The sequence below is a fragment of the Citrobacter koseri ATCC BAA-895 genome, assembly GCF_000018045.1.
In the GTDB taxonomy this organism is placed as follows: Bacteria; Pseudomonadota; Gammaproteobacteria; order Enterobacterales; family Enterobacteriaceae; genus Citrobacter_B; species Citrobacter_B koseri.
This window is the reverse complement of sequence record NC_009792.1, coordinates 4,378,602-4,391,424: the sequence shown is the minus strand read 5'-3', so window position 1 is coordinate 4,391,424 and position 12,823 is coordinate 4,378,602. Positions and strand designations below refer to the sequence as shown.

Sequence of the window (12,823 nt, the reverse complement as noted above, 5' to 3'; positions counted from 1 at the left end):
ATTTACGTAATGAATGGATTTAGCTTATTTAAAGTGTAATGTAAGAATGAATGATCGTTAAAGTGTTAAAAAAAAGATGCCCTGATATAGGGCATCTATATTTATTAATGGTTTGAGAACCAGTTTAGCTTATCGCGTAACGCGACCACCCGACCGACAATAATCAGCGCCGGGCTTTCGACCTGTTTCGCCAGCTCGCCTAATTGCGCAAGAACGCCGCTGACCACGCGCTGCTTGACGGCCGTACCGTTTTCGACCAGCGCCACAGGCATATCGGCCTGCATACCAAACGCGATCAGCTTCTCCTGAATGGTTGCCGCCTGATTCAGCCCCATATAGAACACCAGCGTTTGTTTCTCCGCCGCCAGGTTTTCCCAGTCCAGCTCGCCGCCCGTTTTCAGGTGCCCGGTGACCAGACGCACGCTTTGCGCGTAGTCGCGGTGAGTCAGCGGAACGCCGGAATAAGCCGAGCACCCGGAGGCCGCGGTAATACCGGGAACAACCGAGAACGGAATACCGGCGTGGCACAGCGTTTCCAGCTCTTCGCCGCCGCGACCGAAGATAAACGGATCGCCGCCTTTCAGACGCACCACGCGTCTGCCTTTCTGCGCTTCTCGCAGCAGGATCTGGTTAATCTCTTCCTGCGGAACGCAGTGATAGCCCGCGCGTTTGCCAACGAACACGCGGTCAGCGTCGCGGCGTACCAGATTCATAATGTCGTCGGAGACCAGACGGTCATACACCACCACATCCGCCTGTTGGATCTGTTGTAACCCTTTCAGCGTCAGCAGCCCGGCGTCGCCAGGGCCCGCGCCCACCAGCACCACTTCACCACGGTGATCCAGCGGTTCGCTAAGCATCTGCTCGGTGATCTCCGACACCGCTTTCGCATCGGCATTCGCCAGCGACTGCGCGAGCCTGTCGTTGATGAACAGTTTTTCCCAGAAGCGACGGCGCTCGCCCATTGTGGCGAACTGCTTTTTCACCCGCGCGCGGAGCTGGCCGGCGTAATGCGCGACCTGACCGAGGTGCTGGGGCAGCAAGGACTCCAGTTTCTCGCGCAGCAAGCGTGCGAGAACGGGCGAGGTGCCGCCGGAGGAGACCGCCACCATCAGCGGCGAGCGGTCGATAATGGAGGGCATGATGAAACTGGCGGCTTTTGGCGCATCGACCACGTTGCAGAAAATGCGGCGTGATTCAGCGGCTTCGCTCACCTGCTGGTTCACGGCGTCATCATCGGTCGCGGCGATTGCCAGCCAGCATCCGTCGAGCAGGGATTCTTCGAATGCCCCTTCAACTAACGTCAACATGCCTTCATTTGCCCACACGGTGAACTGCGGAATAAACGCCAGCGCGTTGACCGTTAATCGAGCGCCTGCTTCCAGCAGTAACCGCGCTTTGCGTTCTGCGACATCGCCACCGCCGACGAGCAGACAGTCACGATCGCGTAATTGACAAAATATAGGCAAATGGTCCACGACATTACCTCTTAATTATTGGCAGTAGCTTCAGTTTGATTGATTTTTGCCGGAGCCGGACGCTCCGCTTTTGGCGTAGCATACCAATAACCTAATCCCATGAATACGACACCGGACAAAGTATTGCCGAGAGTCACCCACAGCAGGTTATGACCAATTCCCGCCAGCGTGTAGGCGTCGCCGTGATGGCCGAACCAGGAGAGGGCGAACAGCGTCATGTTGGCGACGGAGTGCTCGTAGCCGGACGCGATGAACGCCAGCAGACACCACCAGATAGCGAGGAATTTCGCCGCGCCTTCGGTACGAATCGCCATCCAGATCGCCAGACAAACCAGCCAGTTGCACAGCGCGCCTTTAAAGAACAGTACCGTGGCGGGCGCGGTGGTTTTCGCCAGCGCAACCGTGTGAACGATGCTGGTATCGACCGGCAGCAGACTGCCGCCGCCCCAGCTATACAGCAGCGCGACGAACACGGAGCCCACCAGGTTGCCCAGCCAGGTTTGCGGCAGAATCGCCCACATCTGACCGTGGCTGATGGTGCCCGCTTTTACGCCGAGCGTCAGGAACATGGTGTGGCCGGTAAAGAGTTCAGAACCGGCGATGATCACCAGCGTTAAGGCGATGCCGAAGGTAGCGCCCATCACCAGTGGTCGAACGGAAGGGTCAAGCAGGTTGCCGAGAGTGAAAATAAGAATGATGCCGAGACCGACGTAGGCGCCGGCCATTGCGGAACTCACCCAGAAACCGAGCGGATTATTTGCCGACAGGCGTGCAATGCGCGCAGCGTTAGCCGCACACTTGTTAATAGTGTCTGTAAACATTTGATTATCCTTGAAGTAAAAACAATAAAATTAAAAAAGAAATCGTAAAACCGTAGGCCGGATAAGGCATTTATGCCGCCATCCGGCGGTATGTTTTGCCTGATGGCGCTGCGCTTATCAGGCCTACAAAATCGGGCCTGTAACCATTTGATTGTCCTTGAAAAATCGTAAAACCGTAGGCCGGATAAGGCATTTATGCCGCCATCCGGCGGTGTGTTTTGCCTGATGGCGCTACGCTTATCAGGCCTACAAAATCGGGCCTACAAAGACGTCAAAAAGGGAGGCGTTGCGCCTCCCCAAATTCATCAACCGCGCAGTTGCACCACGCCGTCTTTCACGCGAGCTTCGTAGTGCGCGACGGAATGGCTTTCATCTTCCATGCACAGACCGTCGCTCAGACGGAAACGCTGTTTTTTCAGCGGGCTGGCAACCCACAGTTCGCCCTGATGCTCGGCAATCAACCCGCGCGACAGCACGCTGGACTCAAAAAACGGGTCGATGTTGCTGATCGCGAACACCTGGTCGCTGTGATATGGACGGAAAATGGCGACCTGCTTTTCGCCTAACAGCGCGCAGACGCCGGTTTCCGGCAGAATGTCATCGATTTTGCAGATGTTTTTCCACTGGCTCATGCGTTTTCCTCCACCAGAGTTACCGGAATGCGCTCGTACGGCGTTGCCGGACGATGCTGTTCACGCTCAGGCACCACCTGAACATTCGGGTCGCGCTTATCGCTGTTGATAAAGTGTCTGAAACGAACCTGCGCAGACGGTGTATTCACGGTCTCCGTCCACTCGCACACCACCGCTGCACGCAGGCGGGTCATCTCTTCTTCCAGATGCGCGTTCAGGCCCAGTTTGTCGTCGATGATGACCGACTTCAGGTAGTCGATGCCGCCTTCCAGGTTATCTAACCACGGTGCGGTACGGGTCAGTTTGTCGGCGGTACGGATGTAGAACATCATGAAGCGGTCGAGGTATTTAACCAGCGTTTCGCGGTCGATATCCGCCGCCAGCAGGTCTGCATGACGCGGTTTCATCCCGCCGTTACCGCAGACGTACAGGTTCCAGCCTTTTTCCGTGGCGATAATCCCCACATCTTTACCCTGGGCTTCCGCACATTCACGGGTACAGCCGGAGACGCCAAATTTCATTTTGTGCGGGGTACGGATGCCTTTGTAGCGGTTTTCCAGCTCGACGCCGAAGCCGACGCTATCGCCCACGCCGTAGCGGCACCAGGTGCTGCCCACGCAGGTTTTCGCCATACGCAGCGCTTTGGCATACGCGTGACCGGTTTCGAAGCCCGCTTCAATCAGCTGACGCCAGATTTCCGGCAGATCGTCTTTCTGCGCGCCGAACAGACCAATACGCTGAGAACCGGTAATTTTGGTGTACAGGTTAAACTCACGCGCGATGCGACCTACGGCCACCAGACCTTCCGGCGTGATTTCGCCGCCCGCAGAACGCGGGATCACGGAGTAGGTGCCGTCTTTCTGGATGTTCGCCAGGAAGTTGTCGTTGGTATCCTGTAGCGGGGTGTGCTGTGGCTTTAGAATGTATTCGTTCCAGCAGGAGGCCAGCAGAGAACCGACGGTCGGTTTACACACTTCGCAGCCGTAGCCTTTACCGTGTTTCGCCAGCAGTTCTTCAAAGGTTTTAATGCCTTCCACGCGGATGAGGTGGAACAGTTCCTGGCGCGAGTACGCAAAGTGCTCACACAGGTTGTTGTTTACTTCAATACCCTGTTTCGCCAGTTCGGCATTCAGAACCTGAGTAACCAGCGGAATACAGCCGCCGCAGCCAGTACCGGCTTTGGTTTCCGCTTTCAGCGCCGCAACGGTGTGGCAGCCTTTGTTGATGGCGGCGACCAGCATCCCTTTGGTGACGTCAAAGCAGGAACAGATTTGCGCGCTGTCCGGCAGTTTATCAACGCCAATGGAAGGCTTACCGCTGCCAGAATGTGCCGGCAGGATCAGCGAGTCCGGGTTTTCCGGCAGTTCAATCGCATTCAGCACCAGTTGCAGCAGGTTGCCGTAATCGCTGGTATCGCCCACCAGAACCGCGCCGAGCAGGGTTTTGTTGTCTTCGCTGACGATGAGGCGTTTGTAGACCTCTTTGCTTTCGTCGAGGTAAACGTAGCTACGCGCGCCCGGCGTGCGGCCATGCGCATCGCCAATGCCGCCGACGTCCACGCCCAGCAGCTTCAGCTTGGCGCTGAGGTCTGCGCCTTCAAACACGTTTTCGGTTTCGAGGATGTGGTCAACGGCAACCTGCGCCATTTTGTAGCCAGGCGCGACCAGACCGTACACGCGGTTGTTCCAGCTGGCGCATTCGCCAATCGCGTAGATATCCGGGTCAGACGTCTGGCAGGCGTCGTTAATCACGATACCGCCGCGCTGAGCGACGTCCAGGCCGCACTGGGTGGCCAGTTTGTCACGCGGGCGGATACCGGTAGAGAAAACGATGAAATCGACTTCCAGCTCGCTACCGTCGGCAAAACGCATGGTTTTACGCGCTTCGGTGCCTTCCTGAACGATCTCTTTGGTGTTTTTGCTGGTGTGTACGCGTACGCCCATGCTTTCGATTTTACGGCGTAGCTGCTCGCCGCCCATCTGATCCAGCTGTTCTGCCATCAGCATGGGGGCAAATTCGATAACGTGGGTTTCGACGCCTAAGTTTTTCAGCGCGCCAGCGGCTTCCAGACCCAGCAGGCCGCCGCCGACCACCGCGCCGCGTTTGCTGCGACGGGCGCAGGCTTCAATGGCGTTGAGATCTTCAATGGTACGGTAAACAAAGCAGTCCTGAGTTTCGGAACCTTTAATTGGCGGGATCCACGGGTAGGAGCCGGTCGCCATGATCAGTTTATCGTAATAAACCGTACGACCCGCGCTGGAGTGGATGACCTTCTCCTGACGGTTGATCGTAATGGCGCGTTCGCCGACCAGAACGTTAACGCCGTGCTTCTCATAAAAGCCTTCACGCACCAGAGACAGCTCTTCAGCGGTGTGGTGGGAGAAGTAGGAAGACAGGTGGACACGGTCGTATGCTTTGCGGGGTTCTTCACAGAACACGGTAATGTCAAAATTGGCAGCGTCGGATTTATCAAGAAGGTCCTCAATAAAGCGATGGCCGACCATACCATTACCGATAATAGCGAGTCTGACTTTGCTCATTTTTGCCTCGATTTCTTTTCTATTACTGCCTACCTTAACGATTCAGCAACCCCGCTTATTGATGTAAATCAAATTCGGCCTTATATACTCCTTAAGAGGTATATTGCTGATTTGTCAGCATTTTTATAAGTCACGGAATTGTCAGACATTTCGTTGTTGTGCAAATAACGTACAAAATGAGGGGTTATTAGCGTAAGAAGGTCTACCTCTAAAGAATGCGAGGTCTACGCCGTCAGGAGGAGGGGGAAATTGCGCGAAAAAGCAGGATTAAAAAGCCGGATGGCGACGCTATGCGTCTTATCCGGCCTACAAGTTACATGTAGGCCCGGTAAGCTTGCGCCACCGGGCAAATCATCATCAGTGCGCTGCTGGCACGTTATGCTGGCGATGACGGGTAACAAACCCGAGGATAAAGCACATCACAAACACCACGGCATACAGACCGTTTGCGGTGAGCAACGCGGCCTGCGGGCCGCTGTGCGCCACGATTGGGCCTGTCACCACGAAGGTCAGCATGGTGCCAATGGTGCCGCAGGTCAGCACAAAGTTAACCAGCTTCGGCGACGGCACTTTGGTTTGCTGCGAACCCAGCGTAATGATTGAGGTGTAAATGGCGCTGGAGAAGAAGCCGAGCGTCAGAATAAACCATGCCATATGCTCCGGCTGGGCCTTAATGAACAGGTACATCAGCACCGCCGCCAGACCCGCCAGTACCGTCAGGATACGTTGCAGATCAAAGAAGCGCAGAATGAAGCTGAAGGCCCACATGCCGAACATGTACGACATCCAGAAATCGCTGACCAGCGTACCGGCGTCGTTCAGGCTCATGCCCAGACCTTTGGCGTATTCCGGCACCCAGGAGATGAAACCCAACTGACCGAGGATGTAGCACAGCGCGGCGATAGACAGGAACAGAACGCCAATGCCCCATTTCTCTTTTACCACCGGCGTTTCCGTTTTCGGCGCGTGTTTACCCAGCGCCGGAAATTCGCAGCCGAAGGTCAGGATGAAAATCGCCACGTAGACCAGACCGATGCAGGCGTATACCCAGTACCACTCAATGCTGCGCGCCAGCAGGTAAGCGGCGACCATCGGGAAGATCATCCCGGCCATACTGAAGAAGGAGTCGGTGAACAGCAGGCGAGAACCACGCTGACGGCCTTCATACATCTGGGTGATCAGGAAAGTACCGATCGACATGGTGATACCGCTCACCAGGCCCAGTACAAACATTGCCGCAGAGAAAAGCGCCAGGCTATGGCTGAGCATCAGCCCGGCCACGGCCAGCACCATCAACACAAAGCCAAAACGCAGCTGCGTTTTCAGCGGGATAATTTCCATCAGCCAGGCATTCAGGAAAATAGAGATCAGGATACCGGCGTTAAGAAAGGTGAATGTGTTACTCATACTGGAAACGGGCAGGTTGAAGTACTCTGCAATGTTTCCCATCACCATCCCGGTGACAATTACCAACGCGCCTGTCAGGGCGTAGGAGAGAAAGCTAATCCATGTGAGCTTGATGCGATTGCTGTTAGTCATGACTGGCCTGTGTATAGAGGTGTAAAGCGCGTTGACAGCGCCGTGAGCGGGCAGATTTTAGGCGTTTTAGTGATGTATTTAAATGTTTATTAGCAATTACTGTAAGCGTTACATTTTTTAACGTGACATTGATCACATTAATATACCGAAAAGCACAACAAAATCGTAAGGTTACATTTGTTTCAGATACGTAAAATTAGGTAAAGGGCTGGCCTGCTCCTTGAAGGCTCTTTAGAATCAATCTACTTGCTTTTGTTACTGCTCTCGTTAAGGAAATCTCATGCTCAAATCGACTCTGGCGGCTGTTGCAGCTGTTCTCGCTCTTTCTGCTCTCTCTCCTGTAGCGTTGGCAGCGAAAGGTGACCCACATGTTCTGCTGACGACCTCCGCCGGAAATATTGAACTGGAACTGAATAGCCAGAAAGCGCCAGTTTCAGTGCAAAACTTTGTCGATTATGTCAACAGCGGTTTCTATAACAACACCACGTTCCACCGTGTGATCCCCGGCTTTATGGTGCAGGGCGGCGGTTTTAACGAGCAGATGCAGCAAAAGAAACCTAACCCGCCGATCAAGAACGAAGCGGACAACGGGCTGCGCAACACCCGTGGCACCATTGCGATGGCGCGTACCGCAGATAAAGACAGCGCAACCAGCCAGTTCTTTATCAACGTTGCCGACAACGCCTTCCTGGATCACGGCCAGCGCGATTTTGGCTACGCCGTATTTGGTAAAGTTGTGAAAGGGATGGATGTCGCTGACAAAATCTCCCAGGTGCAGACGCACGATGTCGGCCCTTACCAAAATGTTCCTTCAAAACCGATAGTTATCCTTTCTGCCAAAGTCCTGCCGTAATGGCATTCTGCGCGGGCCAGCAATGCCCGCGCGATTCCTGACCTCTGCGTAACCTGAATTTGCTGCTTATACTTGTGGCAAGTGCAGGCACATTCAGGGAGGTCTCGTGAAAAAACTCACCGATAAACAAAAGTCTCGCCTCTGGGAACAACGACGAAATATCAATTTCCAGGAGAGTCGACGTCTGGAAGGGGTGGACATCCCGTTAGTTACCCTGACCGCCGAAGAAGCACTGGTGCGCCTGGCAGAATTAAGGAGGCACTATGAGCGATAAGTTTGGTGATGGACGCGACCCCTATCTGTATCCCGGCCTGAATATCATGCGTAACCGCTTAGGCATCCGGCAGGTTCAGCGCCTGGAGCAGGCGGCGTATGAACTGACCGCACTGCGTGCCGCGACGATTGAACCTGGCCCTCTGGTGCGCGGACTGCCTCACCTGCGCGCCATTCATCGTCAGCTGTATCAGGATGTTTTTGACTGGGCCGGACAACTGCGCGAGGTCGATATATATCAGGGAGATACCCGTTTTTGCCATTTTGCCTACATCGAAAAAGAGGGCAACGCCCTGATGCAGGATCTGGAAGAAGAGGGGTATCTGGTCGGGCTGACGAAAGAGAAATTCGCCGATCGTCTGGCGCACTACTACTGTGAAATTAATGTGCTGCATCCTTTTCGCATCGGCAGCGGACTAGCGCAGCGCATCTTCTTTGAGCAACTGGCGCTCCACGCCGGTTATATCCTGAGCTGGAGCGGCATTCAGGTGGCCGAATGGAGCCAGGCGAACCAGAGCGGCGCGATGGGCGACCTGTCGGGATTACAGGCAATATTTCGTAAAGGGGTAAGCGAAGCCCAGGAAACTGAGTAGAATAGCGCGGTTCTTACGTACCGGAGCCGCCATGATTCTGCTGATCGACAACTATGATTCGTTTACCTGGAACCTGTATCAGTATTTCTGCGAACTGGGCGCTGATGTCCTGGTCAGGCGAAATGACGCGTTGACGCTGGCGCAAATTGACGCGCTGAATCCGCAAAAAATCGTGATCTCGCCGGGGCCCTGTACGCCGGATGACGCGGGCATCTCCCTGGCAGTAATCCGCCATTATGCCGGACGCCTTCCCATGCTCGGCGTCTGTCTTGGACACCAGGCGATGGCGCAGGCCTTTGGTGCGACGATCGTGCGGGCGGCTAAAGTGATGCACGGTAAAACCTCTCCCGTCACCCATAACGGCCAGGGCGTTTTTCAGGGGCTATCGAACCCGCTTACCGTCACGCGCTATCACTCACTGGTGATCGATCCTGCAACGCTTCCCGCCTGCTTTGACGTTACGGCCTGGAGCGACACGCAGGAAATTATGGGGATTCGCCACCGGGAGTGGGATCTGGAAGGGGTGCAGTTCCACCCGGAAAGTATTCTGAGCGAGCAGGGACATCAACTGCTGGCTAATTTCCTGTCGCGCTGATTTGTGGTTGCTATCCAGTGATTTTTTATGCATATTTTATGACTGAAATTTCATTTAGCTGGATGGGCATAAGATGGCAACTGAACAAACTGCAATTACGCGCGCGACTTTCGATGAAGTTATCCTGCCGATTTATGCACCGGCAGAGTTTATTCCGGTAAAAGGCAAGGGCAGCCGGGTCTGGGATCAGCAGGGTAAAGAGTACGTTGATTTCGCGGGTGGGATTGCAGTTACCGCCTTAGGGCATTGCCATCCGGCGCTGGTGGAGGCGCTGAAAACGCAGGGTGAAACGCTGTGGCACACCAGCAACGTTTTTACTAACGAACCTGCGCTGCGTCTGGGGCGTAAGCTTATCGACGCGACCTTCGCCGAGCGCGTGCTGTTTATGAACTCCGGCACCGAAGCCAACGAAACCGCCTTCAAACTGGCGCGCCACTATGCCTGCGTGCGTCATAGCCCGTTTAAAACCAAAATCATCGCCTTCCATAACGCTTTTCATGGCCGCTCGCTGTTTACCGTTTCCGTTGGTGGTCAGCCGAAGTATTCCGACGGATTTGGCCCTAAACCGGCGGATATCATCCATGTTCCTTTCAACGACCTGCACGCGGTGAAAGCGGTGATGGATGACCATACCTGCGCGGTGGTGGTGGAGCCGATCCAGGGAGAAGGCGGCGTCACCGCCGCAACGCCAGCGTTTCTGCAAGGCCTGCGCGAGCTGTGCGATCGGCATCAGGCGCTGCTGGTGTTTGATGAAGTTCAGTGTGGTATGGGGCGCACCGGCGATCTGTTCGCCTATATGCACTACGGCGTGACGCCGGATATTCTTACCAGTGCGAAAGCGCTGGGCGGCGGCTTCCCGGTCAGCGCTATGCTGACCACGCAGGAGATTGCGTCCGCGTTCCACGTTGGGTCGCACGGTTCCACCTACGGCGGCAACCCGTTGGCCTGCGCTGTTGCCGGGGCCGCGTTCGATATCATCAATACGTCTGACGTGCTGAGCGGTGTTCAGACTAAACGCGAGCGGTTTGTTCAGCATTTGCAGAAGATTGACGAGCAGTATGACATTTTCAGCGATATTCGCGGCATGGGGCTGTTGATTGGCGCGGAACTGAAGCCGCAGTACAAAGGTCGGGCGCGGGATTTCCTTTACGCTGGCGCGCATGAAGGCGTTATGGTGCTGAATGCCGGGCCGGATGTCATGCGCTTTGCCCCGTCGCTGGTGGTGGAAGAGGCGGATATTGACGAAGGGATGCAGCGTTTTGCGCAGGCGGTGGCGAAAGTGGCTGGCTGATTGCCGGATGGCGCTACGCTTATCCGGCCTACAAATCGCGTTTTCCCTGTAGGCCGGATAAGGCGCTTGCGCCGCCATCCGGCAAACAACAAACAGCAAACAACGTCAACCCTTCATATCCCGTAACCGGCGACTAAGCCAGATGCCGTGATGCGGGCGCTGGCGCCATGCCACTGACGAAATGGTGTGCATGGTATTCAGGTGCCCCAGCACGCGTTGCAGATGCTGTTCCAGCGTGCTGAGCGGCCCGTGGGAGAGCATCTCCGATGACTCCAGAATATTCACATCCCCGGAACCGCCCGGCGCGTCATACTCCAGCCGCTGCTGACAGCGCTGGAGCGCAATTTCGCAGGATTCCAGATAGCGCTGCGCCAGATCCGGCGTCAGCATCGTATGCTCGCGCGCCAGCGTGGTCATGGCGTTGACGTGCTCAACGATAAACTGGCTGTGCGTTACCCACAGTTTCATATCTTCCAGATAGTGCGTGTTAAACCCCGGTTCCTGCATCGCCTGATTCAGCGAGTTAAACAGCGTATTGTGCGCCTGGTTCACCCGCATTCGCTGGTACGCCAGCGGCGTTGGCTGCGGGTCGTTGCTGAGGATCAGCCGAATGGCCTCCTGGTCCGCTTCCAGCGCGTCGTGGGCATTCTTACGCAAAAGGCCGCTTTGCCACTGCGGCCAGAGCCAGACCATCCCGCCAAAAGCAATCAGGCAGCCAATGACCGTATCAATAAATCGCGGCACGATGAACTGTTCGCCGTTGAGCGTCAGCAGTTGCAGGGTATAGACCGCCGTCACCGTAAAGCCAACCGTCGCCCAGCCGTAGTTTTTGCGAATGGTCAGATAGCTCACCAGCGTAATGATCAGCATTAATGCCAGCGTGTAGCCTTCAGGAATGCGAAAGTGCAACGTGACGCCCGCCACCACCAGACCGGCCAGCGTACCCGCTGAACGGTGCAGAATGCGTACGCGCGTCGCGCCGTAGCCGTTTTGCGTGACGAACAGGATGGTCATCAGAATCCAGTACGGCTTGGGCAGATGTAAGGCGCTGCCCATCAGACTGGCGATACTTAACATGACGCTGATTCGCCCGGCGTTGCGCAGCGCGGGCGATTTAAACGATAAATAGCTTTTCAGCGCGGGCAGCAGCGGCAGGCGACGCTGTTTATCAGCCATCAGGTCGCGTGCGTACAGCGGACGCTGAGTGCGTAATACGCGGGCAATACGGCTAAAGTGCCAGTAGCAAAACTGCCCGACAGGGTTTTCCGGGTGCTGATTGGCGATTTTTTCCAGCGCGCCAGTCTGCTTCTCCATCGAAAAACGGCTGGGCAGACGGTGATACAGGATGTCATCCGCGATGATGCGCAGGCGGGCAGCGACGGTTTGCGCATTCCAGCGAATAACCTGTTCCGCGTGGCTGCGCTCCACCAGCTTCTGAACCTCCTCCGGCTGATGCAAACTAACGGAGATATGCTCCTGTAAGTCCAGCGCTTCCTGGAAGGCGCGCAGCAGGCGCTTGTAGTCATTATTGTGCTGGGCCGACAGCATGTGCATCTGCTGGTAACACTGGGTAATGAGATCTACCGCTTTCTGCTGGCGCACCAGCAGAGGCGGCAGCGCTTTTTCTGGATCGATATGCTGCGTGAGCAGGCTGTATTTGGCCTCGCAATAGTCGGCCAGCTCGCGATACAGCAGGCTGAGCGACTCGCGCAGCGGCTGTTCGCGCCACAGCCAGAACCAGAACCAGTTAAACAGCCCATACCATAGCGTGCCGAGCGCATAGATGAGCAGCGGCTCCCAGACCGGCATGTTCCCCGCCAGGCTTAGCGTGAAAATGGCGGCAATCAGTGAAGCGGGCAGCAGCCTTGCATGCAGCGGGCTGATTTCTGCCGTGACGCCGAGCAGCAGCGTCAGCCCGGTGAGGATCAGCGGCAGGGGGATGTCGCGCGCCAGCAGCAGTTGTGTAATCAGGCTGCATCCGGCAAACAGCGATCCGCCGATGATTAAGCGTTTGAAAAAGCGTTTATGCGGGGTATCAAGACCGGCAATATTGCAGCAGGCGGGAACGAGCGAGAACAGCAGTCCCAGGTGCAACTGGCCGATGATCAGGCCGATAGCCACAGGCAGGCACAGCACCAGCGTTTGCCGTAGTGCGTAGTTGATCTCAGGATGGTAAATCAGTCTTCGCCACATCGGTGCAAACAAAAA

General features: G+C 55.8%; 11 protein-coding genes. 5 read left to right on the top strand and 6 right to left on the bottom strand.

The annotated features are described in order from the left end of the window. Positions 1 to 104: 104 nt before the first annotated feature. The 5 genes from cysG to tsgA all read right to left on the bottom strand — a co-directional run bounded on the left by cysG (position 105) and on the right by tsgA (position 7,010). Positions 105 to 1,478 carry a siroheme synthase CysG gene (gene cysG, locus CKO_RS20440; protein WP_012135478.1) on the bottom strand — a complete coding sequence of 458 codons (1,374 nt, stop codon included), beginning with the start codon at positions 1,476 to 1,478 and terminating at the stop codon, positions 105 to 107. 11 nt (positions 1,479 to 1,489) lie between these two features. Beyond that, positions 1,490 to 2,299, bottom strand: coding sequence for a nitrite transporter NirC (gene nirC / locus CKO_RS20435; protein WP_012135477.1), 810 nt, complete (start codon positions 2,297 to 2,299; stop codon positions 1,490 to 1,492). A gap of 305 nt (positions 2,300 to 2,604) precedes the next feature. Continuing rightward, positions 2,605 to 2,931, bottom strand: coding sequence for a nitrite reductase small subunit NirD (gene nirD, locus CKO_RS20430; RefSeq protein ID WP_012135476.1), 327 nt, complete (start codon positions 2,929 to 2,931; stop codon positions 2,605 to 2,607). Next, complete coding sequence (gene nirB, locus CKO_RS20425; protein WP_012135475.1) at positions 2,928 to 5,471, bottom strand: NADPH-nitrite reductase large subunit; 2,544 nt, start codon at positions 5,469 to 5,471, stop codon at positions 2,928 to 2,930. The genes nirD and nirB overlap by 4 nt, the downstream gene beginning before the upstream one ends. A 357-nt stretch (positions 5,472 to 5,828) precedes the next feature. Then, on the bottom strand, positions 5,829 to 7,010 hold the full coding sequence (gene tsgA, locus CKO_RS20420; RefSeq protein ID WP_012135472.1) for an MFS transporter TsgA: 1,182 nt from the start codon (positions 7,008 to 7,010) through the stop codon (positions 5,829 to 5,831). Positions 7,011 to 7,290: 280 nt separating this feature from the next. Here tsgA and ppiA point away from each other — a divergent pair, with 280 nt between their 5' ends. The 5 genes from ppiA to argD all read left to right on the top strand — a co-directional run bounded on the left by ppiA (position 7,291) and on the right by argD (position 10,615). Then, the gene (gene ppiA, locus CKO_RS20415) at positions 7,291 to 7,863 is read left to right on the top strand and encodes a peptidylprolyl isomerase A (RefSeq protein WP_012135471.1); all 573 of its coding nucleotides are present in this window, start codon (positions 7,291 to 7,293) and stop codon (positions 7,861 to 7,863) included. Between the two features lie 106 nt (positions 7,864 to 7,969). Beyond that, complete coding sequence (locus tag CKO_RS20410) at positions 7,970 to 8,137, top strand: YhfG family protein (protein ID WP_012135470.1); 168 nt, start codon at positions 7,970 to 7,972, stop codon at positions 8,135 to 8,137. After that, a complete protein-coding gene (locus CKO_RS20405; protein ID WP_012135469.1) occupies positions 8,127 to 8,729 on the top strand; it encodes a putative adenosine monophosphate-protein transferase Fic in 603 nt (200 codons plus the stop codon). Before CKO_RS20410 ends, CKO_RS20405 begins: the two co-directional genes overlap by 11 nt. Before the next feature lie 31 nt (positions 8,730 to 8,760). Continuing rightward, positions 8,761 to 9,324: an aminodeoxychorismate synthase component 2 gene (pabA, locus tag CKO_RS20400; RefSeq protein WP_012135468.1), complete on the top strand. Its 564-nt coding sequence runs from the start codon at positions 8,761 to 8,763 to the stop codon at positions 9,322 to 9,324. Positions 9,325 to 9,397: 73 nt separating this feature from the next. Next, positions 9,398 to 10,615: a bifunctional acetylornithine/succinyldiaminopimelate transaminase gene (gene argD / locus CKO_RS20395; RefSeq protein ID WP_012135466.1), complete on the top strand. Its 1,218-nt coding sequence runs from the start codon at positions 9,398 to 9,400 to the stop codon at positions 10,613 to 10,615. A gap of 105 nt (positions 10,616 to 10,720) precedes the next feature. Here argD and CKO_RS20390 read toward each other — a convergent pair whose 3' ends face one another. After that, positions 10,721 to 12,808 (bottom strand): YccS/YhfK family putative transporter, encoded by a 2,088-nt coding sequence (locus CKO_RS20390; RefSeq protein WP_012135464.1) that lies wholly within the window; start codon positions 12,806 to 12,808, stop codon positions 10,721 to 10,723. Positions 12,809 to 12,823 lie beyond the last annotated feature (15 nt).

Excerpts from the sequence above, each read along its gene's own strand:
- nirC (WP_012135477.1), bottom strand. The coding sequence starts at position 2,299 with ATGTTTACAGACACTATTAACAAGTGTGCGGCTAACGCTGCGCGCATT.
- nirD (WP_012135476.1), bottom strand. The coding sequence starts at position 2,931 with ATGAGCCAGTGGAAAAACATCTGCAAAATCGATGACATTCTGCCGGAA.
- nirB (WP_012135475.1), bottom strand. The coding sequence starts at position 5,471 with ATGAGCAAAGTCAGACTCGCTATTATCGGTAATGGTATGGTCGGCCAT.
- tsgA (WP_012135472.1), bottom strand. The coding sequence starts at position 7,010 with ATGACTAACAGCAATCGCATCAAGCTCACATGGATTAGCTTTCTCTCC.
- ppiA (WP_012135471.1), top strand. The coding sequence starts at position 7,291 with ATGCTCAAATCGACTCTGGCGGCTGTTGCAGCTGTTCTCGCTCTTTCT.
- CKO_RS20405 (WP_012135469.1), top strand. The coding sequence starts at position 8,127 with ATGAGCGATAAGTTTGGTGATGGACGCGACCCCTATCTGTATCCCGGC.
- pabA (WP_012135468.1), top strand. The coding sequence starts at position 8,761 with ATGATTCTGCTGATCGACAACTATGATTCGTTTACCTGGAACCTGTAT.
- argD (WP_012135466.1), top strand. The coding sequence starts at position 9,398 with ATGGCAACTGAACAAACTGCAATTACGCGCGCGACTTTCGATGAAGTT.
- CKO_RS20390 (WP_012135464.1), bottom strand. The coding sequence starts at position 12,808 with ATGTGGCGAAGACTGATTTACCATCCTGAGATCAACTACGCACTACGG.